Raw genomic sequence first — 25,068 nt, forward strand, 5'->3', positions numbered from 1 at the left:
GAGACAGGAATGAAAGTAACGCTGCCAGAGTTTGAACGTGCAGGAGTGATGGTGGTTGGTGATGTGATGCTGGATCGTTACTGGTACGGTCCCACCAGCCGTATCTCGCCGGAAGCGCCGGTGCCCGTGGTTAAAGTGAATACCATCGAAGAACGTCCGGGCGGCGCGGCTAACGTGGCGATGAATATCGCTTCTCTCGGTGCTAATGCACGCCTGGTCGGGTTGACGGGCATTGACGATGCGGCGCGCGCGCTGAGTAAATCTCTGGCCGACGTCAACGTCAAATGCGACTTCGTTTCTGTACCGACGCATCCGACCATCACCAAACTGCGGGTGCTTTCCCGTAACCAACAGCTAATCCGCCTGGATTTCGAAGAAGGTTTTGAAGGCGTTGATCCGCAACCGCTCCATGAGCGGATTAATCAGGCGCTGAGTTCGATTGGTGCGCTGGTACTTTCGGACTACGCGAAAGGTGCGCTGGCAAGCGTACAGCAGATGATCCAACTGGCGCGTAAAGCGGGCGTTCCGGTGCTGATTGATCCAAAAGGGACCGATTTTGAGCGCTACCGCGGCGCTACGCTGTTAACGCCGAATCTCTCGGAATTTGAAGCTGTTGTTGGTAAATGTAAAACAGAAGAAGAGATTGTTGAACGCGGCATGAAACTGATTGCCGACTACGAACTCTCTGCGCTGCTGGTAACCCGTTCCGAGCAGGGGATGTCGCTGCTGCAACCGGGTAAAGCGCCGCTGCATATGCCAACCCAGGCGCAGGAAGTGTATGACGTCACCGGTGCGGGCGATACGGTGATTGGTGTGCTGGCAGCAACGCTGGCGGCGGGTAATTCGCTGGAAGAAGCCTGCTTCTTTGCCAACGCGGCGGCCGGTGTGGTGGTTGGCAAACTGGGAACATCCACGGTTTCGCCGATCGAGCTGGAAAACGCAGTACGTGGACGTGCAGATACCGGCTTTGGTGTGATGACCGAAGAGGAGTTGAAGCTGGCGGTAGCGGCGGCGCGTAAACGCGGTGAAAAAGTGGTGATGACCAATGGCGTCTTCGACATCCTGCACGCCGGGCACGTCTCCTATCTGGCAAATGCCCGCAAACTGGGTGACCGCCTGATTGTCGCTGTGAACAGCGATGCCTCCACCAAACGGCTGAAAGGGGATTCTCGCCCGGTTAACCCACTCGAACAGCGTATGATTGTGCTGGGTGCCCTGGAAGCGGTCGACTGGGTGGTGTCGTTTGAAGAAGACACGCCGCAGCGCTTGATCGCCGGGATCTTGCCAGACCTGCTGGTGAAAGGCGGCGACTATAAACCAGAAGAGATTGCCGGGAGTAAAGAAGTCTGGGCCAACGGTGGCGAAGTGCTGGTGCTCAACTTCGAAGACGGTTGCTCAACCACTAACATTATCAAGAAGATCCAACAGGATAAAAAAGGCTAACCGGAAAGCGGTTCACAGTTCTCGCGTTGTGCCGGATAGTCCTATTGACGCTGTTGTTTTTTCAACCTAAAGTAAAGGAACAAGGGTAAGGGAGGATTTCTCCCCCCTCTGAATGGCCGTTAATAAGCGTGGAAACTTATCAGTAACAGCACAATCAGTATGATGACGAACTTCATCATAACCCTTTCCTTATACAAGGCCCCTTCTTCGGGAGGGGCTTTCCCGTTTCAGCCCCTTGCTGATTCCCCGATTGTTGATGAGCGCCAGACCCCGCGCAATGCTTTCCCTGATGCACTTTTCTCTTCCCCGAGTCGGCTCGCAAAACGCTGTAACAACCTGATCATTTGTACTTTTTAGCGGAACGCAGATATAAAAAATCCCCGGCTTTTTGGGCCAGGGATATGTGTTAATGAAACCTTCTTGACGCTGATTTTTTTTCAACCTAAAGTAAAGGAACAAGGGTAAGGGAGGATTTCTCCCCCCTCTGAATGGCCGTTAATAAGCGTGGAAACTTATCAGTAACAGCACAATCAGTATGATGACGAACTTCATCATAACCCTTTCCTTATACAAGGCCCCTTCTTCGGGAGGGGCTTTCCCGTTTCAGCCCCTTGCTGATTCCCCGATTGTTGATGAGCGCCAGACCCCGCGCAATGCTTTCCCTGATGCACTTTTCTCTTCCCCGAGTCGGCTCGCAAAACGCTGTAACAACCTGATCATTTGTACTTTTTAGCGGAACGCAGATATAAAAAATCCCCGGCTTTTTGGGCCAGGGATGTTCATAGTTGAAAATTTATTCTATGTTTTCTGCGACGGGAGTTGTTGAGGTTAAGGGTGAAGTCAATGCCGCCAGTGAGCCGCCTGAAACACCGATTTCATTGAGTAAGGAGTCAATCAGTGGTGCCTGTGTGCGATAAGAAAGCGCGGCTGATAACGCTTGTTCCGCCAGATTTCCTCCACCAACGCTACCTGATATTGCATCCCCTGCGGTACCACCACGGTTCAGACCATCGACCTGAATAATCTTAATACCGTCGATAGACTTCATTGGTTCCACAGATTTCTCAATTACCGCAGGGAGCGCCTGCAACAATGCCAGTTTGAATTTAAGGCTGGTTTGCTCGTCAGAAAGTACGTTGATAGCATCGTTCAGCGCACGTTGCGCTTCTGCTTCCGCCAGGCCTTTTTTACGCGTAGCTTCGGCTAACTCAACGATCGCCGCCGCCTGCATCTCTGCGGCTTCTTTTTCTGCTTTCGCCCGCACGGTCAGTTCAACCGCTTTGGTTTCTGCATCCTGCGCGGCAGCGATTAGGGCAACTTGTTTAGCACGATCGGCTTCTGCGGTCTGGCGAGTGGTTTCTACGTTTTGCTGGGCGCTTACCGCTTCTGCAAGTGCAAGGTTGGCACGCGCTTCCGCTTGTGACTGCTGTTCCGATTTGGCGGCAATAGCGATCGATTTCGTCTGATTGGCGATTTCGGTGACCTGCTGCTGTTCGATCTCTTTAATACGAACTTCACGTTCAGCTTCAACTTTTCTGGAACGGACGGCCTGTTCGCGGTCGATTTCCGTTTCCTGAATCTGTCGTTCAGCCAGAATTCGCGTCTGCTCTGCTTCCCGACGACGCTCGGCCTCAAAAGCCGCAATTTTCGCATTCTGCTCAGCGGTACGGGTTTTAACCTGCTGCTCCTGCTCAAGCGTCATAAACGCTTCTTGCTGTTCAATCTCCAGCTTCCGCGAAAGCGCATCACGGTTTTTCTCACGCACCGCAACTTCTACATCCTGTTCAACTTCGTTACGTTCGCGACGACGGCGCTCCGTCTCCTGCGTCAGCTTGGTTAAACCTTCGGCGTCAAAGGCGTTGTTAGGATTGAAATGTTCTTTCGACGTCTGGTTAAAGTTGGTAAGTGAAACGCTTTCCAGTTCCAGGCCGTTTTTCGACAGATCTTCAGCAACGGTATTTTGTACGCCCTGCACGAAGTTCTCGCGGGTATCCTGTAACTCATGCATGGTCATTTGTGCAGCTGTTGCACGGAGGGCATCGACAAATTTATCTTCAACCAACATACGTAAGTCTTCAGGCGACAGGGTGCGTTGCCCCAGCGTCTGGGCGGCGGTGGCAATACCTTCCACTGACGGTTTTACCCGCACAAAGAAAGCGACAACGACATCGACGCGCATACGATCTTTCGTAATCAGGCTATCAATGGTTGAGCGGCTGACTTCCAGCTTCAGAGTATTCATATTGATGGGGATTATTTCATGAAAGATCGGCATCACGATTGCGCCACCGCTCATTACCACTTTTTGCCCACCTAAACCAGTACGAACAAATGCTTGCTCTGCCGAAGCGCGACGATAGAGCCTGGCGAAAATAATCCCAATAATAAACAGAACGCATACGGCAATAATTGCGGTAAACATCCAGGAGGGCATAGAATTAACAATATCATCCATTATTAAATTTCCTTTTGATTAATAAATTATAGTATTTGGGGCCAGGGATTTTTTTCCGCCAAATATCGCGTTGCAGAAAGTTGGCAAATAATTAATACTTTGTCTCCTTTAGTGAAAGTTTTTTCTTCTTCAGGTTCCAGTAGTAAATAATGTATTTGGCCAAATTGATCGGTGAGTTTTCCTTCACAGGGGTTACCTGAAGTGGCCTGATGTCCGGTAATTAATGCCATGCAGCCAATATAATCGTCTTCTGTAATAGCAGTGCTATGATCTCGTGGTAACCAGGGCGCAATTACTTTACCGGTATAATGCACTGCAATAATCGTTAGCAGTAAACTGACAGGAACCACAAACAGATTTGTGAGTGGTGATTGCCAGACCATGATGCAGACCTGCTGTAGCAGGATGCCAATAAGGCCAAAAAAACCAGCATGTAAGCAGAGAACGACGAGAGCTGGCAATCTTCCAAAATTGAGATAATGAAGTGCCTGGCTAATATGACCTGTGGTTATGGAATCATAATGGTCAAGATGTGCATCAAGAGCACCGGAGAGCATGTGACCGCAGATAAGTGCAAAAATTTCTAAAAGGCCGATCAAAAGTACAAAAGAAATAGCGAAAAGATAAGGGGTGTTATAGTCAGCGAATAAACTCATATGTCACTCCAATGTCCATTTAGTGACGCAATATTTATTTTGCGATAATTTCCTTGCTTACATTTATCTTTGTTAATAATAACACATGTTAGAGAAGTTCTGGAAGAGAAAGTCTTTTAATATGGTTTTTTATTTTTCACTAAAAAGTGTGATCGGGGACAATATATTTACGCACGTTATGTTTAAAGGCACTACACTGATTGGGGAATACTGAAATCAGAAAAAGCATATGGCCTTAAAAGGTATGCGATAACCGGAGGATGTGCTTATGGATCATAGTCTTAATTCTTTAAATAATTTCGATTTCCTGGCGCGTAGTTTTGCCAGAATGCACGCAGAAGGTCGCCCGGTCGATATTCTGGCCGTTACTGGTAACATGGATGAAGAACATAGAACCTGGTTTTGCGCACGTTATGCCTGGTATTGCCAACAAATGATGCAAACCAGAGAACTTGAATTAGAACACTGATATTACGGGCCGTCTGGCCCGTTTTTGTGTTGCTTTATTCTGTTTTATCAATAGGCGGGATAGCCGGAGGAGATTGAAGATCTGCTACAGGATTATTGCGCGTTTCCAGTTCGCTGATGCGTTGTTCCAGTAACGCCAGTTTTTCACGAGTCCGTAACAGGACTTGCGTCTGAACGTCGAATTCTTCGCGGCTTACCAGATCGAGACGCGTCAACTGCGCTTGTAGGGTTTGGCGGATTTTTTTCTCCACATCTTCCCCGAACTCCCTGATTCCTTTAGGCATTGATTCGTGAACCTGGCGAGCGATTTGCTCAATTTTTTTCGGGTCAATCATTGTAGTTTCCCTGTACTGATAGGTGTTGAGTGCCATTGTAGTGCGATAAGGGTAAGTCATAAACCAGAATAATGTGAAGCTATGCGTTGCTGCCGCTAATCATTAGCGTTATAGTGAATCCGCTTATTCTCAGGGCGGGGCGAAATTCCCCACCGGCGGTAAATCAACTCAGTTGAAAGCCCGCGAGCGCTTTGGGTGCGAACTCAAAGGACAGCAGATCCGGTGTAATTCCGGGGCCGACGGTTAGAGTCCGGATGGGAGAGAGTAACGATTCTGTCGGGCATGGACCCGCTCACGTTATTTTGGCTATATGCCGCCACTCCTAAGACTGCCCTGATTCTGGTAACCATAATTTTAGTGAGGTTTTTTTACCATGAATCAGACGCTACTTTCCTCTTTTGGTACGCCTTTCGAACGTGTTGAAAATGCACTGGCTGCGCTGCGTGAAGGACGCGGTGTAATGGTGCTTGATGATGAAGACCGTGAAAACGAAGGCGATATGATCTTCCCGGCAGAAACCATGACCGTTGAGCAGATGGCGCTGACCATTCGCCACGGTAGCGGTATTGTTTGCCTGTGCATCACTGAAGATCGCCGTAAACAACTCGATCTGCCAATGATGGTAGAAAATAACACCAGCGCCTATGGCACCGGTTTTACCGTGACCATTGAAGCGGCTGAAGGGGTGACTACCGGTGTTTCTGCCGCTGACCGTATTACGACCGTTCGTGCTGCGATTGCCGATGGCGCTAAACCTTCTGATCTGAATCGTCCTGGCCACGTTTTCCCACTGCGCGCGCAGGCGGGTGGTGTGCTGACGCGTGGCGGCCATACCGAAGCGACTATTGATCTGATGACGCTGGCAGGCTTTAAACCAGCTGGTGTGTTGTGTGAGCTGACTAATGACGATGGCACGATGGCGCGTGCGCCAGAGTGCATTGAGTTTGCCAAGAAACACAATATGGCGCTCGTGACTATTGAAGACCTGGTGGCATACCGTCAGGCACATGAGCGTAAAGCTAGCTGAAAACCGCTGCTTAATTTACCGCGTTAATCAAGAAACCGAAGCTATTACTGGCTTCGGTTTTTATTTTGCTCTTGTTATGCAAGATGTTAATTCCTCTTCTCTTTCTATGAGAAAATTTCATTAATATCAGGCATTCTTTTCCATTATGATCAAAATCATATAATTGTTCCGTTATTATGCGACCATATGAATATATCCGAAAAAGGATATGTGAATTTTATGCGCTAAATGTTTAGTATTGTTAAATATTAAGGGTAAAAGGATGTTTATCGCCTGGTACTGGATTGTATTGATTGCTCTGGTTGTGGTGGGTTATTTACTGCATTTGAAACGTTATTGTCGGGCGTTTCGTCAGGACAGAGACGCACTGCTTGAAGCGCGGAATAAATACTTAAACAGTACGAGAGAAGAGACAGCCGAGAAGGTAGAATAGGGCTTTAGTGAAGCTGGCAGAAGTTGTCCATGCGCTGGACAACTTCTGATGTTGCTTTTAACCAATTCCCGCCGTTTGTAGTAGCACTAAACTGAATCCCATCACTGACATTCCACATAGGACGCCATAGCTGGGGTTATTATTGGGGTCAATCTCTTTAGCTAGCGGCATTAATTCATCAACCGAGAGCGCCACCATAATTCCTGCAACCGCCGCCATGATTGCCGCCATGACCACCGGAGAAATCATGCTACCGAGGATTAACCACGCCAGAACACCACCAAGAATTTCTGCCAGCCCAGAAATGCCCGCCCACAAAATTGCGGTGCGTTTTGACCCCGTTGCCGCGTAAACCGGCCCCGCAACTGCCAGACCTTCAGGAATATTATGCAATGCAACAGCCAGCGCGATGCCAAAGCCCAGCTCCAGGTTACTGCTCGCCGTGACAAAGGTGGCAATGCCTTCCGGGAAGTTATGCAGACTGATGCCGAGAGTGAGCAGAATGGCTGTGCGCTTGATCGATTTTGGCAACGGCTGCACCGATTTTTGCATTAAATCCTGCGGATGCGCATGTGGCAACATGCGGTCCAGACCAAAATAGCCAAGCAGACCGAAGATAAACATTCCATAACCCAGCACAGGCGACATTCCTTCGGCGGCTAATGCGGCAGGAAGCATTTCCATTAATGAGATGAGCAACATAATCCCCGCCGCAAATCCTAGCGAAAACGCCAGTAAGCGGTTCGAGGGTTTTTGTCCGAGAACGCCGAGAAACGCGCCAATAAACGTGGCTGCCCCCGCCAGTATGGTCAGAATGAGAGGTACTGACATCGACAACTCCTTATAAATCTTTACCTTCAGGCAGATCGTCAAAATAACTGATGATCATCATCATTGTTATCCGGGTTCTTACTCCGCCGAACAAGCGTATTGTGAGGATATCAAAATGACACCTTTAGTTAAGGATATCATCATGTCTTCAACACGTATGCCAGCATTGTTTTTAGGTCACGGTAGTCCGATGAACGTGCTGGAAGATAATTTGTATACCCGCAGCTGGCAGAAGTTGGGGATGACATTGCCACGCCCACAAGCGATTGTGGTGGTTTCGGCTCACTGGTTTACCCGTGGAACTGGAGTGACCGCGATGGAGACGCCGCCCACGATTCATGATTTTGGCGGTTTTCCGCAGGCGCTGTACGACACCCATTATCCTGCTCCGGGTTCGCCTGCGCTGGCACAGCGTCTGGTTGAGCTGTTAGCGCCGGTCCCTGTGACGCTGGATAAAGAAGCCTGGGGCTTTGACCACGGTTCCTGGGGCGTGCTGATTAAGATGTATCCTGACGCCGATATCCCGATGGTGCAGTTGAGTATCGACAGTACCAAACCTGCCGCCTGGCACTTTGAGATGGGGCGTAAACTGGCGGCTCTGCGAGACGAAGGAATAATGTTGGTCGCCAGCGGTAACGTGGTGCATAACCTGCGTACGGTGAAGTGGCACGGTGATAGTTCACCATATCCGTGGGCGACGTCATTTAATGAGTATGTGAAAGCGAATCTGACGTGGCAAGGACCGGTAGAGCAGCATCCTCTGGTGAATTATCTCGACCATGAAGGTGGCGCGTTATCGAACCCAACGCCAGAGCACTATCTGCCGTTGTTGTATGTCTTAGGTGCGTGGGATGGGCAGGAGCCAATTACCATTCCGGTCGATGGTATAGAAATGGGCAGTTTAAGTATGTTGTCGGTGCAGATAGGCTAATAATTACCGGATGGCGAGTGCCATCCGGTATCATGGCTTATTCAACAAAAATATGTGGATAAAACCGAGACATATCTTGGGTGATCAATGCACGGTCTTCACGAATGCCAATTCCGGCAGGTTGATCGTTCACCAGCCAGCTACCAATCAGCATATAGCTGTCGCCGAATTTCGGTAACGGGTGGAATTGCTGAACAATCATCCCTTCTTCGCCATACGGACCTTCCGCTGCTTCAATGGTTTTGCCGTTCTCAATGATCGACACGTTTGCGCCTTCACGGGAGAAGATCGGTTTAACCACATATTTTTCCATTTGCGGATGATCATCTTCCGCAAAATAAGCGGGCAGCAGGTTCGGGTGATTCGGGAACATCTCCCACAGTAGCGGCAGAAGCGCTTTGTTGGAGATAATGCTCTTCCACGCCGGTTCCAGCCAGCGTACGCCTGCATCCTCCAGCTTGGTGGAGAACATCTCACGCAGCATAAATTCCCACGGATACAGCTTGAACAGGTTAGAAATCACCTGATCCTGTAAATCCGTGAACTGACCTTTTTCGCCTAAACCGATATCGTCGATGTAGAGGAATTCAGTAGCGATTTCAGCTTCTGTCGCGCAGTCCTGCAAATACTGAATGGTTCCGCGATCTTCCACCGTGTCGCGACAGCAGGTGAGATGCAGCAACTGGAAGCCATACTGTTCACGCAACTCGACAAAGCGATCAATAAGCTTTTCTTGCAGACTGTTAAACTGGTCGCTGCCTTCCGGCAGGTTGCCCGCGTTAAGCTGATCTTCCAGCCAGATCCACTGAAAGAACGCTGCCTCGTATAGTGAGGTTGGCGTATCGGCGTTATTTTCCAGAAGTTTAGGTTCGCCAGTACCATCCCACGCCAGATCAAGACGCGAATAAAGCGATGGCTGGTGAGTCAGCCATGACTGGCGCACAAAACTCCAGGTATGTTTTGGAATGCGGAATTTAGTCATCAGCTCATCGCTGGCGATCACTTTTTCCACCACTTTCAGGCACATCTGGTGCAGTTCGGCAGTGACTTCTTCCAGCTTTTCAACCTGGGCGAGGGTCAACTTGTAGTAAGCATCTTCACACCAGTATGGCTCTCCGTACATGGTGTGAAAATTGAAACCGTATTCGTGGGCTTTTTCGCGCCAGTCCGGACGCTCGGTAATACTGACTCTTTCCATCGGTATCAGCCACCCATTGAACGAGAAGAGGTGCCAGTTGCGCTACGCTGCATGGTGCTTTGTTTGGCAACAGATTCACCAAAGCCACCGCGGGTAACGGTAGTGGTGGTCGCCGGTTTTGGCGCCATAGCTGTCTTCGGTACGGTCATGGTGCGGCCTGGCTGCGCTGCGCCATAGTTTTTACCCGTCGCGTCGGTATATTTACCGTAAGCCGGGCTGGCTGGGTTTTTCGAGGAGAACAGCGGCTGTTGTGCAAAGCCCGCGCCGCCGCCCATCAGACGCCCCATCATGTAACCGGCCATCAGCGGCATCCAGAAACTCCCGCTGGATTGCTGGGCCTGCGCCTGGTTTTCTGGTGCCATACCAGCCTGGGCTGGTGCCTGCTGGCACTGGCCTTCGCCAAATTCAGCAATACAGTCTTCACGAGTGGCGTATTTCGGCGCAGTACGTTCGGCTTCTTTCAGCGCATTGTTGTACGCAGTGGTACATTCGGCGCTTTTGCCTGGGTTTGCAGCTGAACAGTCGTCAGCATTTTGATAGAGAGACACTGTTTCATCACTCTTTTCACAGCCTGCCAGCATAAAAACAGTGGCAACAGCAAGAGCGACAGGTGTCAGATGGCGTGCGCTCCAGTTTTTGCGGAACGATGCGTGGCGTATGGATTTTGTCCGTTTCATTTTTGTCTTCCGGGACCAGTGGTAAATACCCATCAGAATAGAGGATGGCTGGTCGAAATTGAAGCGAGAAGGGGGAAGAATGCGGCAGAAAACCCGTATCTTTACGTTGCCTTACGTTCAGACGGGGCCGAAGCCCCGTCGTCAGCATCAGTTACGGAAAGGGTTATGACCGTTACTGGTGGTAGTGCGTGCGGATGCTTGCTGAACGGCTGGGGCCGGGCTATCTGGTGCATAACCATCAGCAATAGCATTTTGTTCTGGCGTTTGCGGCGCAACGTTTTCTGGATTAGTGGAAACCGGTTTGCTCAGCGCATTGTTCAGTGCCAGCAGATCCTGCTCGTTCAACGTACCCAGAGCTGATTTAATATTCAACTGGTTAATCAGGTAGTTATAACGCGCATTCGCCAGCTCTTGCTTGGCGTTGTACAGCGTGGTGGTGGCATCCAGCACATCAACAATGGTACGCGTACCGACCGAGTAGCCCGCTTCCATCGCGTCTAATGAGCTTTGAGCGGAAACTACGGCTTGTTTGTAGGCGTTAATGCTGCTGATAGAAGCATTAATGTTGTTGAAGGAGGAACGCACGGTTTGCACGACGCTACGATGCGCGCTTTCCAGTTGTTCGCTGGCACCAACAAAGTTGTACTGTGCCTGTTTCACCTGCGAGTTAACCATTCCGCCCTGATAAATCGGCAGCGAGAAGCTCAGGCCAACTTTGTTCTGTCCCATATTGCTATCGTCATACTGGGTACCAGCGGCACCACGAGTTTTCGAACCGCTATATGAGGTGTCAGATATCCCGGTAGAAGCCGTTAAATCCAGAGTCGGTAAGTGACCATCCTGCGCCTGGCGAATTTGCTCGCGCGCCAGGTCCTGACTCAAGCGTGCCTGTAACAGCGACAGGTTGCGTTTTTCGGCTTCTTTCAGCAGTGCGTTAACCGGCTGTGGTTTGTCGGTTTTAAAGTTATCGACATTCAGTGCCGCCAGTTCCGGATAGTAATTACCGGTGATCTGACGCAGTTGCTCTACCGCGTTATCGAGGTTATTACGTGCGGTCACTTCATTCGCCAGCACGGTATCGTACTGTGCACGGGCGTTCTGCACGTCGGTGATCGCCACCAGGCCCACGTTAAAACGTTGAGTGGTTTGATCTAACTGACGGTAGATCGCTTCTTTTTGCGCCTGCGTATAGGAAAGAACATCAATGGCATTCAACACGTTGAAATAAGCGGTCGCGGTGTTGAGGATCAAGGTTTGTTGATCGGTCTGATACGTGACGTCCTGAATACCCGCTGCTTTTTCCTGTAGCGTTAACGCACGCCATTTCGACATATCAAAAATGGATTGAGTTAACTGCAGGGACGCACTGGTCGCGTTAGAGTTGATGCCGTTCGCGTCGCGGTAGCCGTTGCTATAGGTGTAATCTGCACCTAAACCTAGCTGTGGCAGTAATGGACTGCGCGCTTCATTAATTTTTTCAAAGGCAGCATCACGATCGGCGGCAGACTTACGCAATTCCGGGTTACTAAGGCGTGCTTGCTGATAAACTTGCATCAGGTTCTCGGCCTGGCTCAACGTACTGAACCCAGAAAGGCTCAGGCCGATAAGAATGGGGAGCAATTTCTTCATTTGCATTCCTTGTGGTGAAGCAGTATTTAGCGCGATCAAACTGTAAAATTATTGCGGATTCTAGCAGAAGCCGCTACCGCAAAAGGTTGGCGTTACGTGCCATAGGGCGTTAATGTGCCTCAATTTAACACATGACTGCTCAAACGGCAGTCAAACGTCGCTGAAATTCACATTTAATTCACTATTAGTGCCAGGACATTAACAATGCTTAAGCCAGACAACCTGCCCGTTACTTTTGGCAAAAACGATGTTGAAATTATTGCACGAGAAACACTTTATCGCGGCTTTTTTTCATTAGATCTTTATAGATTTCGTCATCGTCTATTCAACGGGCAAATGAGTCGTGAGGTACGGCGGGAAATTTTTGAGCGCGGTCACGCCGCAGTCTTGCTACCCTTTGACCCAGTGCGCGATGAAGTTGTGCTGATTGAGCAGATTCGGATTGCCGCGTATGACACCAGCGAAACCCCCTGGCTACTGGAGATGGTGGCCGGGATGATTGAAGAGGGTGAAAGTGTGGAAGATGTCGCCCGTCGCGAAGCGATTGAAGAGGCGGGACTGATAGTCAAACGGACCAAACCGGTGTTAAGTTTCCTGGCAAGCCCTGGGGGCACCAGTGAGCGTTCGTCAATTATGGTGGGCGAAGTGGACGCCACGACCGCAAGCGGTATTCACGGTCTGGCTGATGAAAACGAAGATATTCGCGTTCATGTGGTAAGCCGGGAACAGGCATACCAATGGGTAGAAGAGGGGAAAATCGACAACGCAGCGTCGGTCATCGCTTTGCAATGGCTGCAGCTGCATCATCAAGCGTTAAAAAATGAGTGGGCATAAATGAAGCGTTACACACCTGACTTTCCTGAAATGATGCGCCTGTGCGAGATGAACTTTTCACAATTGCGGCGTTTGTTACCGCGCAATGACGCACCCGGCGAAACTGTAAGCTATCAGGTGGCAAACGCACAATATCGGCTAACGATTGTGGAATCGACCCGATACACTACCCTGGTGACAATCGAACAGACTGCGCCCGCGATCAGTTACTGGAGCCTTCCGTCAATGACGGTGCGTCTGTATCATGACGCGATGGTGGCTGAAGTGTGTTCAAGTCAGCAGATTTTTCGCTTCAAAGCGCGGTATGATTATCCTAATAAAAAGTTGCATCAACGCGACGAAAAGCATCAAATTAACCAGTTTTTAGCGGACTGGTTGCGATACTGTTTAGCACATGGAGCGATGGCGATTCCGGTTTATTAGCGTCGTGAAACCTAAGGACACCATTTGGAAAGCCTGTTAACCCTTCCTCTGGCTGGTGAGGCCAGAGTCAGGATTTTACAAATTACCGACACTCACCTGTTTGCGCAAAAGCACGAAGCCCTGTTGGGGGTAAATACCTGGGAAAGCTACCAGGCGGTGCTGGAGGCGATTCGTCCACACCAGCACGAATTCGACCTGATTGTCGCGACCGGTGATTTAGCGCAGGATCAATCCTCTGCGGCCTATCAGCATTTCGCTGAAGGCATCGCAAGTTTTCGTGCGCCCTGCGTCTGGCTGCCGGGCAACCACGATTTTCAGCCTGCGATGTACAGCGCGCTACAGGATGCGGGGATCTCCCCGGCGAAGCGGGTGTTTATTGGTGAGCAATGGCAAATCCTGTTGCTGGATAGCCAGGTGTTTGGCGTGCCGCACGGTGAGCTGAGCGAGTTTCAGCTTGAGTGGCTGGAACGTAAACTGGCCGATGCGCCAGAACGCCATACGTTGCTGCTGCTGCACCATCATCCGCTACCTGCGGGTTGTAGCTGGCTCGACCAACACAGTCTGCGTAACGCGGGCGAACTGGATAACGTGCTGGCGAAGTTTCCGAACGTTAAATACTTGCTGTGTGGACATATCCATCAGGAGCTGGATCTCGACTGGAATGGTCGCCGCCTGCTGGCAACGCCATCGACCTGTGTACAGTTTAAGCCGCATTGTTCCAACTTTACGCTGGACACCATCGCGCCTGGCTGGCGTACGCTCGAGTTACATGCTGATGGTACGCTGACCACCGAGGTGCACCGCCTGGCAGACTCCCGTTTCCAACCAGATACCGCTTCAGAAGGTTACTGATGTCGACGCTTCTTTATTTACACGGTTTCAATAGTTCGCCGCGTTCTGCGAAAGCGAGCTTGTTGAAAAACTGGCTGGCGGAACATCACCCTGACGTTGAGATGATCATTCCGCAGTTGCCGCCGTATCCTTCCGACGCGGCAGAACTGCTGGAATCCATTGTCCTGGAACATGGCGGCGATTCACTGGGGATCGTCGGTTCATCACTGGGGGGATATTACGCCACCTGGTTGTCGCAATGTTTTATGCTACCCGCCGTGGTGGTAAACCCAGCGGTGCGCCCGTTTGAACTGTTGACGGACTATCTCGGTCAGAACGAGAACCCCTACACCGGGCAGCAATATGTGCTAGAGTCACGCCATATTTACGATCTCAAAGTCATGCAGATTGACCCGCTGGAAGCGCCGGATTTGATCTGGCTGCTGCAACAGACGGGAGATGAAGTGCTGGATTACCGCCAGGCGGTGGCGTACTACGCTTCCTGCCGCCAGACTGTTATAGAAGGCGGCAACCATGCATTCACAGGCTTCGAAGATTATTTCAACCCGATCGTCGATTTTCTTGGTCTGCACCATCTCTGACGATCAACTCGAATTGCTAACTTAAACCATGACGCAAACTTATAACGCTGATGCCATTGAGGTACTCACCGGGCTTGAGCCGGTTCGCCGCCGCCCGGGGATGTATACCGATACCACGCGCCCTAACCATTTGGGGCAAGAAGTCATTGATAACAGTGTCGATGAAGCACTGGCGGGTCACGCAAAACGCGTGGACGTTATTTTACATGCTGACCAGTCGTTAGAAGTGATTGATGATGGTCGCGGGATGCCGGTGGATATTCACCCTGAAGAAGGCGTTCCGGCGGTCGAACTGATTCTTTGCCGTTTGCACGCGGGTGGTAAATTTTCTAACAAAAACTACCAGTTCTCTGGCGGCCTGCATGGCGTGGGGATTTCGGTGGTTAACGCCCTGTCGAAGCGCGTAGAAGTTAACGTACGCCGCGATGGTCAGATCTATAACATCGCCTTTGAAAATGGCGAAAAGGTACAGGATTTGCAGGTTGTTGGCACTTGCGGTAAACGCAATACCGGTACCAGCGTGCACTTCTGGCCGGATGAAGCCTTCTTTGACAGCCCGCGTTTCTCTGTTTCACGCCTGACGCATGTGCTGAAAGCCAAAGCGGTACTGTGCCCGGGCGTTGAGATCACTTTTAAAGATGAGATCAACAACACCGAACAACGCTGGTGCTATCAGGACGGTCTGAACGATTACCTGGCGGAAGCGGTAAACGGTTTACCGACGCTGCCGGAAAAACCGTTTATCGGTAATTTCGCTGGCGATACTGAAGCGGTGGACTGGGCGCTACTGTGGCTGCCGGAAGGCGGAGAACTGCTGACCGAAAGCTACGTCAACCTGATCCCTACGATGCAGGGCGGTACGCACGTTAACGGTTTGCGTCAGGGCCTGCTGGACGCAATGCGCGAGTTCTGTGAATACCGCAACATTCTGCCGCGCGGCGTGAAGCTATCAGCGGAAGATATCTGGGATCGCTGCGCCTATGTGCTGTCAGTAAAAATGCAGGATCCACAGTTTGCCGGGCAGACCAAAGAGCGCCTCTCCTCGCGTCAATGTGCGGCATTCGTTTCTGGCGTAGTGAAAGATGCTTTCATCCTGTGGCTGAACCAGAACGTTCAGGCGGCTGAACTGTTGGCAGAAATGGCGATTTCCAGCGCCCAGCGCCGTATGCGTGCGGCCAAGAAAGTGGTGCGTAAAAAGCTGACCAGCGGCCCGGCACTGCCTGGCAAACTGGCTGACTGTACCGCGCAGGACCTTAACCGTACTGAACTGTTCCTCGTGGAAGGTGACTCCGCAGGCGGCTCTGCCAAGCAGGCGCGCGATCGTGAATATCAGGCGATCATGCCGTTGAAAGGTAAGATCCTTAACACCTGGGAAGTCTCTTCTGATGAAGTGCTTGCTTCGCAGGAAGTGCACGATATTTCGGTAGCGATCGGTATCGATCCTGACAGTGACGATCTTAGCCAACTGCGTTATGGCAAGATCTGTATTCTGGCGGATGCGGACTCCGATGGTCTGCACATTGCCACGCTGCTTTGCGCTTTGTTTGTAAAACACTTCCGCGCGTTGGTGAAACACGGTCACGTTTACGTTGCTCTGCCACCGCTCTACCGTATTGACCTTGGAAAAGAGGTTTATTACGCGCTGACAGAAGAAGAAAAAGAGGGCGTGCTCGAGCAATTAAAACGCAAGAAAGGCAAGCCGAACGTTCAGCGTTTTAAAGGTCTGGGGGAAATGAACCCGATGCAATTGCGCGAAACCACGCTTGATCCGAATACTCGCCGTCTGGTGCAGTTGACCATCGATGATGAAGACGATCAGCGTACTGACGCGATGATGGACATGCTACTGGCGAAGAAACGCTCGGAAGATCGCCGTAACTGGTTGCAAGAGAAAGGCGACATGGCGGAGATTGAGGTTTAAAGGAAAGAACATTGCCCGGTCAGGATGGCCGGGCAAACAAGGCAGGATTAAATCCCTGGCTGCAGAATACGAATATTCATCTCCAGCACGTCGCCTTTTACGGCTTCGCTGTACGCCTTCATGTGCGGGGTTTGCAGATGCGCTTCAAGGTGCGCGATGCTTTCCCACTGCTCAATCATCACGATAGAATCCGGTGCCATAGACTGGAAACTCACGCCAGCAGCACAATCCACCATTGGCGCATAGCCGTGGCAACCTTCTTCTTTCAGTACGGTTGGAACGATTTTAGCAAACTGATCCAACACTGCCTGACGGTGATGTTGACCAGGACGAGTACGGATTTCTGCGATTACGGTAAGCATGGTTAACTCCTTCTAAAGCCAGAGCTCTAGTTAACCAAAAATTTCCACAAGATGCTTGCGATATTCTTCAGTATAGCGGGGAACATCAGGCATTTTTATCACGTCATTAGCGATAAATGTCGGCAGCGGTTCCATGCCAAGGAATTGGTTTGCTTTATGGAACGGCAGGTACACACCGTCAACACCAACGCCGTGGAAGAACTGATCTTTTTCGGTGAAGGCTTCCATTGGTGCGTTCCAGGTCAGTGAAAGCATATATTTTTTGCCCTGTACCAGGCCGCCGGAACCGTATTTTTTTGATGGATCTTTGCGGGTACGACCATCGCTGGCATATAGAGTCCCGTGACCTTCGGTGAATACATCATCAATATATTTTTTCACTGTCCACGGCGCGCCCATCCACCAGCCTGGCATCTGCCAGATCACCACATCAGCCCAGAGAAAGTTTTGTACTTCCGCTTTGACATCGTAGTCGCTCTCGGCGCGAACGATGCGGACATCATGCCCGAGGTCGCGCAGTGTGCCATCCGCGACTTCGGTCAGGGTGTCGTTCAGTTGACCATTGGAGTGGGCGAATTTTTTCGCGCCGTTGATAATCAGGATGTTGCTCATTTTTTAACCTCAAGGTGAGACGTTTGCCGACTATAGTACGTCACAGAGCGGTACGGTGAAATTAGCAAAATGTGCAAAGTCTTTTGCGAATTTAGCAAAAGTCTGATCTTGCTCCGATTCACCGATGCAGGATAAATATTTTCTGAAAATGACAATACTGATAGCCATTCCTCATAATTCCTACTCGCACCGGATTAATTTACAGGTTTGGTTCGGTTTTTTGGGATTAAAAATATGGCGTTGGATAAGTAAAAATGAAAATATCAACGCGTCACGTTGATAATTATAAATGGATTTTTATGAGCGTGCTAACATATGTTAAAGCATAAAATTCAAACAATATTTGAAGCTCTGTTATATATAATGCTTACTTATTGGTTAATAGATGCTTTTTTTGCATTCAATAAGTATGACTGGATGCTTGAGTCGGGAGACAATATTTGCAGTATACCTTCCGTTTCAGGCGAAGATCGTATATTGCAAACAATGATTGCAGCATTTTTTCTTCTGACGCCACTTATTATTATTATCTTAAGAAAACTCTTTGTGCGAGAAATGTTTGAGTTTTGGTTATATGTAATCTCGCTCGTTATTTGTTTGGTTTGTGGTTGGTGGCTTTTTTGGGGACGGTTTATATTTTGCTATTAATAAAATCTATGAGAGTCGTTTTAACGGCTCTCATAGACAGAGAAGTTACCAGCTTACTTTCGCCTCAAATCCACCTTGTTCCGCATTCCCAAACTCAACATTCATGCCATGCAGCTTGGCGATTCGCTGGACAATTGAAAGCCCAAGTCCACTGCCGGTAGCGGTTTGTCCGGGTGGGCGATAGAAGCGTTCGCCAATTCTCGCCAGTGCCTCTGGTGTCACACCGGGGCCGTTATCCCTCACGATGAAATTATCGGCATTCAGCGTGACGTCCACCACGCTACCTTGTGGACTGTAGCGCACGGCGTTATCCAGCAAATTTCGCACCAACAAACTTAGCAATAGCGGTTGTCCGGTGCGTTTGATGCCGTGGGCATTGAGTGTCAGTCGCACGTCAATTTTCGCCTGCTGCGCCGTGTGGTAAATATCCATCACCGACGATTGCAGGAGATCTTCAAGCGGGATCTCCGCGACGTCCTGAAGGTTATCCAGTGAGTCCAGCCGCGATAGCGTGAGCAGTTGATCAACCAGACGAGTAGCACGATCGATTCCGGAATGTAATTGAAGCAGCGCTTTTTTCCGCGCCTGCGGATCATCGTCAGAGAGCTGCGCAACTTCGGTTTGCACTTTCAGCGCCGTTAACGGGCTACGAAGTTCGTGAGCTGCGTCGGAGGTAAAGCGTCGTTCACGAACCATCATCGCATGTGTGCGGGCGAACAGTTGATTCAACGACTCAACCAGTGGACGCACTTCGCTGGGTACGCCCGTCGCGTTTAGTGGTTTTTCCGAGTCAGGGTCACGCATACGTAGTGCCAGCGCCAGTTTGTTCAGCGGCGCGAGTTCACGACCCAGTAGTACCATCATGATGATTAACATAATCGGCAGTGCGACAAGCCACGGGATCAATTGCCCGGCAACAATCGCCAGCGCCATGTCTTCACGGTATTCCCATTCCTGACCAACAACGATGCGATATTTGCCATCTGGTGAGGTCATCCAGACAAAACGCCAGGGATCTTTATCGCCCACCAGTTGCCCGTCAGCAAAACCTTCCCGTTGATAGCTATAGGGAATATCTTCTCCGTTATCCCCATCGTTAAGCACCATTCTGCCGTCGTGGGTAAAGATGGCAAAGGTCAGCGCATCGTCATCAACATGACCGTGTTTTAATTTATTTGGCGTCTGTGCCATGCGATCCGCCGCGTTGATTTCGTTGAGATCGAGCGTACTTAACCGTTTGGCAAACAGCATCAGTTGGGTGTCGAACAACTCATCGACGTTATCCGTTGTTTGTTTCCAGGCGACAAAGCTGGAAAGCAGCCAGGTCACCGAGGCCAGAATTAAAAAGATTAGCGTCAGCCTGACTCGCAGACTAAGACGTTGGGTAAATTTCATTTCTCACCTAATGTGTAGCCAATACCATGCACGGTACGAATAAAATCACTACCGAGTTTGCGTCGCAGATGATGCACATGCACTTCAACGGCATTACTGGTGACCTCTTCGTCCCAGGTATACAGTTTCTCTTCAATCAGTTTGCGCGGCAGTACCCGACCAGCGTTACGCATCAGTAATTCCAGCAGGGCAAATTCTTTTGGTTTCAGCGTTAAGGGTTCGCCAGCCAGCGTGGCGATACGTTTGCCGGGGTCGAGCATGACGTTGCCGTGGCGCAGCTCGTTGCTGGCCTGGCCGTTGGTTCGGCGCATCAGAGCTTCCAGCCTGGCGGCGACTTCTATCAACGCAAAAGGTTTACACAGATAATCGTCAGCTCCCAGACGCAGCCCTTCTACACGTTCCGCCAGCGCATCGCGCGCAGTCAGGATCAATACCGGCTCACGCTGACCTTTTTCTCGCCATTCGCGCAAAATATCGCGACCATCCATGCCCGGTAAGGTTAAATCCAGGATCACCGCATCATAAGGTGCGCTATATAGCGCCTCTTTTCCCTGACGACCTTGTGTAAACCAGTCGACGCTAAAACCCATTTTACTAAGGCCCGTTTTGATGCCGTCGCCAATCAGCATGTCATCTTCTATCAGTAAAATTCGCATTTTTTCATCCCTGCGATAACCATATTTGCTGCCAGTAAACCGTGTTGTAACGCGCTCTGTACAGCACTAAATTTTATTTTTTTCCCTTAAGAAGTTGTTAAGGACTATCTTGTTAAATGCTCGAAAACAGACATTAAAGGGAGTAATAAACATGAAAAAATTCGCAGCAGTAATCGCAGTAATGGCCCTGTGCAGTGCACCGGTGATGGCAGCAGAGCAGGGCGGTTTTTCTGGTCCATCGGCAACACAAAGTCAGGCCGGAGGATTCCAGGGGCCGAATGGCAGCGTAACGACCGTAGAAAGCGCAAAATCCCTGCGTGATGACACTTGGGTCACCCTGCGCGGCAATATCGTTGAACGTATCTCTGACGATCTCTACGTGTTCAAAGATGCCAGCGGTACTATCAATGTTGATATCGACCACAAACGCTGGAACGGCGTGACGGTGACCCCGAAAGATACCGTTGAGATTCAGGGTGAAGTCGATAAAGACTGGAACTCTGTTGAAATTGACGTCAAACAGATCCGCAAAGTAAATCCGTAATTGTTAGCGCTCCCGGGACACGTTCCCGGGAATAATTTCGCAGGGAGGCAAAATGAAAAACCTGACACTGGATGTAAATATTATCGATTTCCCATCAATCCCTGTGGCGATGTTGCCACATCGCTGTAGCCCTGAATTGCTCAACTACAGCGTGGCGAAATTTATCATGTGGCGTAAAGAAACGGGGCTTTCTCCTGTTAACCAAAGCCAGACTTTTGGTGTCGCCTGGGATGACCCTGCCACCACCGTACCGGAAGCGTTTCGCTTTGATATCTGCGGCAGCGTTAACGAACCGATTCCCGATAATCGTTATGGCGTGAGTAATGGTGAACTTACCGGTGGACGTTATGCCGTGGCCCGCCACGTTGGCGAGCTGGACGATATTTCACATACGGTATGGGGCATCATTCGCCACTGGCTGCCTGCAAGCGGCGAGAAAATGCGTAAAGCACCGATTCTGTTTCACTACACCAATCTTGCCGAAGGGGTAACAGAGCAGCGACTGGAAACGGATGTTTATGTGCCGTTGGCGTGATGAAGAATCTTTACCGGAGTGTGAGCCAAATCACTCGCGATAAGTTTGAGCGAACAATGCCACAGGCGTATTGTTGTCCGCTCAGACTCTGACGGCACAGGATTTTGTCCTTCCACACAGAAACCGCCATTGGCGGTTTTCCGCTGCATAATCCGCAGGATTATGTCTACAGCAAAGAGTTGTATATCAAGGCACATTGATGCCTTTATCGCCGTCGGAGCACGTCCGGCGGCGCTATTCACGCTGATCTCCTGTGACTCGACGCGGCAGATAATGTAGTATCTCCGGCAATATTGCCCCTTTGAAGGCTGGCGAATAAGTTGAGGAATCAGAATTAATGAGCGATATGGCAGAGCGCCTTGCGCTACATGAATTTACGGAAAACGCCTACTTAAACTACTCCATGTACGTGATCATGGACCGTGCGTTGCCGTTTATTGGTGATGGTCTGAAACCTGTTCAGCGCCGCATTGTGTATGCGATGTCTGAGCTGGGCCTGAATGCCAGCGCCAAATTTAAAAAATCGGCCCGTACCGTCGGTGACGTACTGGGTAAATACCATCCGCACGGCGATAGCGCTTGTTATGAAGCGATGGTCCTGATGGCGCAGCCGTTCTCTTACCGTTATCCGCTGGTTGATGGTCAGGGGAACTGGGGCGCGCCGGACGATCCGAAATCGTTCGCAGCAATGCGTTACACCGAATCCCGGTTGTCGAAATATTCCGAGCTGCTATTGAGCGAGCTGGGGCAGGGGACGGCTGACTGGGTGCCAAACTTCGACGGCACTTTGCAGGAGCCGAAAATGCTGCCTGCCCGTCTGCCAAACATTTTGCTTAACGGCACCACCGGTATTGCCGTCGGCATGGCGACCGATATTCCACCGCATAACCTGCGTGAAGTGGCTCAGGCGGCAATCGCATTAATCGACCAGCCGAAAACCACGCTCGACCAGCTGCTGGATATCGTGCAGGGGCCGGATTATCCGACCGAAGCGGAAATCATCACCTCGCGTGCCGAGATCCGTAAAATCTACGAAAATGGTCGCGGTTCTGTGCGTATGCGCGCGGTGTGGAAGAAAGAAGATGGGGCGGTGGTTATCAGCGCATTGCCGCATCAGGTTTCTGGTGCGCGCGTACTGGAGCAAATTGCTGCGCAAATGCGCAACAAAAAGCTGCCGATGGTTGACGATCTGCGCGATGAGTCTGACCACGAGAACCCGACCCGTCTGGTGATTGTGCCGCGTTCCAACCGCGTGGATATGGATCAGGTGATGAATCACCTTTTCGCCACCACCGATCTGGAAAAGAGCTATCGTATTAACCTTAATATGATCGGTCTGGATGGCCGTCCGGCGGTGAAAAACCTGCTGGAAATCCTCTCCGAATGGCTGGTGTTCCGCCGCGATACCGTACGCCGCCGACTGAACTATCGTCTGGAGAAAGTCCTCAAGCGCCTGCATATCCTCGAAGGTTTGCTGGTGGCGTTTCTCAATATCGACGAAGTGATTGAGATCATTCGTAATGAAGATGAACCGAAACCGGCTCTGATGTCGCGGTTTGGTCTTACGGAAACTCAGGCGGAAGCGATCCTCGAACTGAAACTGCGTCATCTTGCCAAACTGGAAGAGATGAAGATTCGCGGTGAGCAGAGTGAGCTGGAAAAAGAGCGCGACCAGTTGCAGGGCATTTTGGCTTCCGAGCGTAAAATGAATAACCTGCTGAAGAAAGAACTGCAGGCAGACGCGCAAGCCTACGGTGACGATCGTCGTTCGCCGTTGCAGGAACGCGAAGAAGCGAAAGCGATGAGTGAGCACGACATGCTGCCGTCGGAACCCGTCACCATTGTGCTGTCGCAGATGGGCTGGGTACGCAGCGCTAAAGGCCATGATATCGACGCGCCGGGCCTGAATTATAAAGCGGGTGATAGCTTCAAAGCGGCGGTGAAAGGCAAGAGTAACCAACCGGTAGTGTTTGTTGATTCCACCGGTCGTAGCTATGCCATCGACCCGATTACGCTGCCGTCGGCGCGTGGTCAGGGCGAACCGCTCACCGGCAAATTAACGTTGCCGCCTGGGGCGACCGTTGACCATATGCTGATGGAAAGCGACGATCAGAAACTGCTGATGGCTTCCGATGCGGGTTACGGTTTCGTCTGTACCTTTAACGATCTGGTGGCGCGTAACCGTGCAGGTAAGGCTTTGATCACCTTACCGGAAAATGCCCATGTTATGCCGCCGGTGGTGATTGAAGATGCTTCCGATATGCTGCTGGCAATCACTCAGGCAGGCCGTATGTTGATGTTCCCGGTAAGCGATCTGCCGCAGCTGTCGAAGGGCAAAGGCAACAAGATTATCAACATTCCGTCGGCAGAAGCCGCGCGTGGCGAGGATGGTCTGGCGCAACTGTACGTTCTGCCGCCGCAAAGCACGCTGACCATTCATGTTGGGAAACGCAAAATTAAACTGCGTCCGGAAGAGCTACAGAAAGTCACTGGCGAACGTGGACGCCGCGGTACGTTGATGCGCGGTTTGCAGCGTATCGATCGTGTCGAGATCGACTCTCCTCGCCGCGCCAGCAGCGGCGATAGCGAAGAGTAGTATGCCGGGGAGGGTATTGCTTCCTCCCGCTTGCAAGGAACGCCGGATGAAACGTTAAGTCGTCATCCGGCAGCATATTCAACCCCCGGAAACGATAAAAATTCCCTTGAAACCGTTGTTTATTCATGCGTTGCGATTAACAATACGCTTTTCCAGAGAGCGGCTTTTAACAATGCCCTAACCTGATTTCAGGTGACGTACAATGCCAGTCTCTCAGACCTTCAGAGGGTGTTATGCTATATATCTTTCGTCTTATTATTACCGTGATTTACAGCATCTTAGTCTGTGTATTCGGCTCCATTTACTGCCTTTTCAGCCCGCGTAACCCGAAACATGTAGCCACCTTTGGGCATATGTTTGGTCGTCTTGCGCCGCTGTTCGGCCTGAAAGTTGAGTGTCGCAAACCTGCAGATGCTGAAAGCTACGGCAATGCTATTTATATTGCTAACCACCAGAACAACTATGACATGGTGACAGCATCGAACATCGTGCAACCGCCGACGGTGACGGTAGGTAAAAAGAGTTTGCTGTGGATCCCCTTCTTTGGTCAGTTGTACTGGTTAACCGGCAACTTATTGATCGACAGAAACAATCGCACTAAAGCTCACGGCACTATTGCGGAAGTAGTGAATCACTTCAAAAAACGCCGTATTTCCATCTGGATGTTCCCGGAAGGTACCCGCAGCCGTGGTCGCGGCCTGCTGCCGTTCAAGACCGGAGCATTTCACGCGGCAATTGCGGCGGGCGTCCCGATTATTCCCGTGTGCGTCTCTACAACTTCGAATAAGATTAATCTTAATCGGCTACACAACGGTCTGGTGATTGTCGAAATGCTGCCGCCAATTGACGTCAGTCAGTATGGCAAAGATCAGGTTCGCGAGTTGGCTGCCCATTGTCGTTCGATAATGGAACAAAAAATCGCTGAGCTCGATAAAGAAGTCGCAGAGCGCGAAGCCGCCGGAAAAGTTTAAGTCGGCAATCTGTATTTTTGCGGGGGAACACTTTCCTGCACGGTATTACTTTAGC

28 protein-coding genes, 1 pseudogene and 1 riboswitch are annotated in these 25,068 nt (G+C 50.6%); of the genes and pseudogenes, 16 read left to right on the plus strand and 13 right to left on the minus strand.

What is annotated here, in order from left to right:
• Nucleotides 1–9: 9 nt before the first annotated feature.
• On the plus strand, nucleotides 10–1,443 hold the full coding sequence (gene hldE, locus FQ015_RS09665) for a bifunctional D-glycero-beta-D-manno-heptose-7-phosphate kinase/D-glycero-beta-D-manno-heptose 1-phosphate adenylyltransferase HldE (RefSeq protein ID WP_000869178.1): 1,434 nt from the start codon (nucleotides 10–12) through the stop codon (nucleotides 1,441–1,443).
• A 119-nt stretch (nucleotides 1,444–1,562) separates the two neighbouring features.
• Here the strand turns inward: hldE and FQ015_RS09670 are convergent, their stop codons facing one another.
• From FQ015_RS09670 to FQ015_RS09685, 4 genes are all read right to left on the minus strand, one after another.
• The gene (locus FQ015_RS09670; protein WP_100733770.1) at nucleotides 1,563–1,622 is read right to left on the minus strand and encodes a type I toxin-antitoxin system Ibs family toxin; all 60 of its coding nucleotides are present in this window, start codon (nucleotides 1,620–1,622) and stop codon (nucleotides 1,563–1,565) included.
• Nucleotides 1,623–1,938: 316 nt separating this feature from the next.
• On the minus strand, nucleotides 1,939–1,998 hold the full coding sequence (locus FQ015_RS09675; RefSeq protein ID WP_100733770.1) for a type I toxin-antitoxin system Ibs family toxin: 60 nt from the start codon (nucleotides 1,996–1,998) through the stop codon (nucleotides 1,939–1,941).
• A 238-nt stretch (nucleotides 1,999–2,236) separates the two neighbouring features.
• The gene (locus tag FQ015_RS09680; protein WP_039021373.1) at nucleotides 2,237–3,898 is read right to left on the minus strand and encodes a flotillin family protein; all 1,662 of its coding nucleotides are present in this window, start codon (nucleotides 3,896–3,898) and stop codon (nucleotides 2,237–2,239) included.
• Between the two features lie 26 nt (nucleotides 3,899–3,924).
• Nucleotides 3,925–4,554 (minus strand): OB-fold-containig protein, encoded by a 630-nt coding sequence (locus FQ015_RS09685; RefSeq protein ID WP_160523994.1) that lies wholly within the window; start codon nucleotides 4,552–4,554, stop codon nucleotides 3,925–3,927.
• Between the two features lie 268 nt (nucleotides 4,555–4,822).
• On the opposite strand from FQ015_RS09685, the gene glgS reads away from it, so the two are divergent.
• Nucleotides 4,823–5,023 (plus strand): cell surface composition regulator GlgS, encoded by a 201-nt coding sequence (gene glgS, locus FQ015_RS09690; protein WP_001296424.1) that lies wholly within the window; start codon nucleotides 4,823–4,825, stop codon nucleotides 5,021–5,023.
• 34 nt (nucleotides 5,024–5,057) lie between these two features.
• Here the strand turns inward: glgS and ubiK are convergent, their stop codons facing one another.
• Nucleotides 5,058–5,357 carry a ubiquinone biosynthesis accessory factor UbiK gene (gene ubiK / locus FQ015_RS09695; protein ID WP_160523995.1) on the minus strand — a complete coding sequence of 100 codons (300 nt, stop codon included), beginning with the start codon at nucleotides 5,355–5,357 and terminating at the stop codon, nucleotides 5,058–5,060.
• Between the two features lie 121 nt (nucleotides 5,358–5,478).
• A riboswitch (FMN riboswitch) is annotated at nucleotides 5,479–5,627 on the plus strand.
• A 103-nt stretch (nucleotides 5,628–5,730) separates the two neighbouring features.
• Here ubiK and ribB point away from each other — a divergent pair.
• Nucleotides 5,731–6,384: a 3,4-dihydroxy-2-butanone-4-phosphate synthase gene (ribB, locus tag FQ015_RS09700; protein WP_039021375.1), complete on the plus strand. Its 654-nt coding sequence runs from the start codon at nucleotides 5,731–5,733 to the stop codon at nucleotides 6,382–6,384.
• Between the two features lie 262 nt (nucleotides 6,385–6,646).
• A complete protein-coding gene (yqiD, locus tag FQ015_RS09705; protein ID WP_000469268.1) occupies nucleotides 6,647–6,817 on the plus strand; it encodes a protein YqiD in 171 nt (56 codons plus the stop codon).
• Nucleotides 6,818–6,874: 57 nt separating this feature from the next.
• On the opposite strand, the gene zupT is transcribed toward yqiD, so the two are convergent.
• Nucleotides 6,875–7,648 carry a zinc transporter ZupT gene (gene zupT / locus FQ015_RS09710; RefSeq protein WP_001295627.1) on the minus strand — a complete coding sequence of 258 codons (774 nt, stop codon included), beginning with the start codon at nucleotides 7,646–7,648 and terminating at the stop codon, nucleotides 6,875–6,877.
• Nucleotides 7,649–7,790: 142 nt separating this feature from the next.
• On the opposite strand from zupT, the gene ygiD reads away from it, so the two are divergent.
• On the plus strand, nucleotides 7,791–8,579 hold the full coding sequence (ygiD, locus tag FQ015_RS09715) for a 4,5-DOPA dioxygenase extradiol (RefSeq protein ID WP_105278339.1): 789 nt from the start codon (nucleotides 7,791–7,793) through the stop codon (nucleotides 8,577–8,579).
• A gap of 37 nt (nucleotides 8,580–8,616) precedes the next feature.
• Here ygiD and FQ015_RS09720 read toward each other — a convergent pair whose 3' ends face one another.
• The 3 genes from FQ015_RS09720 to tolC form a co-directional block, all read right to left on the minus strand.
• Complete coding sequence (locus tag FQ015_RS09720) at nucleotides 8,617–9,777, minus strand: glutathionylspermidine synthase family protein (protein ID WP_000442860.1); 1,161 nt, start codon at nucleotides 9,775–9,777, stop codon at nucleotides 8,617–8,619.
• Between the two features lie 5 nt (nucleotides 9,778–9,782).
• Nucleotides 9,783–10,454: a DUF1190 family protein gene (locus FQ015_RS09725; protein WP_000831534.1), complete on the minus strand. Its 672-nt coding sequence runs from the start codon at nucleotides 10,452–10,454 to the stop codon at nucleotides 9,783–9,785.
• A 147-nt stretch (nucleotides 10,455–10,601) separates the two neighbouring features.
• The gene (tolC, locus tag FQ015_RS09730) at nucleotides 10,602–12,083 is read right to left on the minus strand and encodes an outer membrane channel protein TolC (protein ID WP_000735298.1); all 1,482 of its coding nucleotides are present in this window, start codon (nucleotides 12,081–12,083) and stop codon (nucleotides 10,602–10,604) included.
• A 204-nt stretch (nucleotides 12,084–12,287) separates the two neighbouring features.
• Here tolC and nudF point away from each other — a divergent pair, with 204 nt between their 5' ends.
• From nudF to parE, 5 genes are read left to right on the plus strand one after another with little or no spacing between them, the layout of a single operon-like run.
• Nucleotides 12,288–12,917 carry an ADP-ribose diphosphatase gene (nudF, locus tag FQ015_RS09735; protein WP_000917127.1) on the plus strand — a complete coding sequence of 210 codons (630 nt, stop codon included), beginning with the start codon at nucleotides 12,288–12,290 and terminating at the stop codon, nucleotides 12,915–12,917.
• Complete coding sequence (locus FQ015_RS09740) at nucleotides 12,918–13,340, plus strand: DUF1249 family protein (RefSeq protein ID WP_000833393.1); 423 nt, start codon at nucleotides 12,918–12,920, stop codon at nucleotides 13,338–13,340.
• A 24-nt stretch (nucleotides 13,341–13,364) separates the two neighbouring features.
• The gene (cpdA, locus tag FQ015_RS09745) at nucleotides 13,365–14,192 is read left to right on the plus strand and encodes a 3',5'-cyclic-AMP phosphodiesterase (protein WP_105276767.1); all 828 of its coding nucleotides are present in this window, start codon (nucleotides 13,365–13,367) and stop codon (nucleotides 14,190–14,192) included.
• Nucleotides 14,192–14,773 carry an esterase YqiA gene (gene yqiA / locus FQ015_RS09750; RefSeq protein ID WP_000105733.1) on the plus strand — a complete coding sequence of 194 codons (582 nt, stop codon included), beginning with the start codon at nucleotides 14,192–14,194 and terminating at the stop codon, nucleotides 14,771–14,773. The genes cpdA and yqiA overlap by 1 nt, the downstream gene beginning before the upstream one ends.
• Nucleotides 14,774–14,801: 28 nt before the next feature.
• Complete coding sequence (gene parE, locus FQ015_RS09755) at nucleotides 14,802–16,694, plus strand: DNA topoisomerase IV subunit B (protein WP_000195269.1); 1,893 nt, start codon at nucleotides 14,802–14,804, stop codon at nucleotides 16,692–16,694.
• Nucleotides 16,695–16,741: 47 nt separating this feature from the next.
• Here parE and FQ015_RS09760 read toward each other — a convergent pair whose 3' ends face one another.
• A complete protein-coding gene (locus FQ015_RS09760; RefSeq protein WP_000958598.1) occupies nucleotides 16,742–17,056 on the minus strand; it encodes a putative quinol monooxygenase in 315 nt (104 codons plus the stop codon).
• 30 nt (nucleotides 17,057–17,086) lie between these two features.
• Nucleotides 17,087–17,668, minus strand: coding sequence for an NADPH:quinone oxidoreductase MdaB (mdaB, locus tag FQ015_RS09765; RefSeq protein WP_000065441.1), 582 nt, complete (start codon nucleotides 17,666–17,668; stop codon nucleotides 17,087–17,089).
• Nucleotides 17,669–17,983: 315 nt separating this feature from the next.
• Here mdaB and FQ015_RS09770 point away from each other — a divergent pair, with 315 nt between their 5' ends.
• Nucleotides 17,984–18,316: a DUF2645 family protein gene (locus tag FQ015_RS09770; protein ID WP_000912121.1), complete on the plus strand. Its 333-nt coding sequence runs from the start codon at nucleotides 17,984–17,986 to the stop codon at nucleotides 18,314–18,316.
• 45 nt (nucleotides 18,317–18,361) lie between these two features.
• On the opposite strand, the gene qseC is transcribed toward FQ015_RS09770, so the two are convergent.
• The gene (qseC, locus tag FQ015_RS09775; protein ID WP_000673345.1) at nucleotides 18,362–19,711 is read right to left on the minus strand and encodes a quorum sensing histidine kinase QseC; all 1,350 of its coding nucleotides are present in this window, start codon (nucleotides 19,709–19,711) and stop codon (nucleotides 18,362–18,364) included.
• Nucleotides 19,708–20,367 carry a quorum sensing response regulator transcription factor QseB gene (gene qseB / locus FQ015_RS09780; RefSeq protein WP_001221493.1) on the minus strand — a complete coding sequence of 220 codons (660 nt, stop codon included), beginning with the start codon at nucleotides 20,365–20,367 and terminating at the stop codon, nucleotides 19,708–19,710. Before qseB ends, qseC begins: the two co-directional genes overlap by 4 nt.
• Before the next feature lie 151 nt (nucleotides 20,368–20,518).
• On the opposite strand from qseB, the gene ygiW reads away from it, so the two are divergent.
• The 5 genes and pseudogenes from ygiW to plsC all read left to right on the plus strand — a co-directional run bounded on the left by ygiW (nucleotide 20,519) and on the right by plsC (nucleotide 25,013).
• Nucleotides 20,519–20,911 carry an OB fold stress tolerance protein YgiW gene (gene ygiW, locus FQ015_RS09785; RefSeq protein ID WP_000712658.1) on the plus strand — a complete coding sequence of 131 codons (393 nt, stop codon included), beginning with the start codon at nucleotides 20,519–20,521 and terminating at the stop codon, nucleotides 20,909–20,911.
• 52 nt (nucleotides 20,912–20,963) lie between these two features.
• Nucleotides 20,964–21,446, plus strand: a complete 483-nt coding sequence (locus FQ015_RS09790; RefSeq protein ID WP_000793821.1) for an AraC family transcriptional regulator — start codon at nucleotides 20,964–20,966, stop codon at nucleotides 21,444–21,446.
• 128 nt (nucleotides 21,447–21,574) lie between these two features.
• Nucleotides 21,575–21,646: pseudogene (locus FQ015_RS24710) on the plus strand (hypothetical protein); the annotation flags it as partial.
• A 137-nt stretch (nucleotides 21,647–21,783) separates the two neighbouring features.
• A complete protein-coding gene (gene parC / locus FQ015_RS09800) occupies nucleotides 21,784–24,042 on the plus strand; it encodes a DNA topoisomerase IV subunit A (protein ID WP_001281881.1) in 2,259 nt (752 codons plus the stop codon).
• A 233-nt stretch (nucleotides 24,043–24,275) separates the two neighbouring features.
• Nucleotides 24,276–25,013, plus strand: a complete 738-nt coding sequence (gene plsC, locus FQ015_RS09805; RefSeq protein WP_000965712.1) for a 1-acylglycerol-3-phosphate O-acyltransferase — start codon at nucleotides 24,276–24,278, stop codon at nucleotides 25,011–25,013.
• Nucleotides 25,014–25,068: the final 55 nt, after the last annotated feature.

Origin of the sequence: Escherichia sp. HH26CH (genome assembly GCF_009820205.1) — a bacterium.
Classification (GTDB): domain Bacteria; phylum Pseudomonadota; class Gammaproteobacteria; order Enterobacterales; family Enterobacteriaceae; genus Escherichia; species Escherichia coli_F.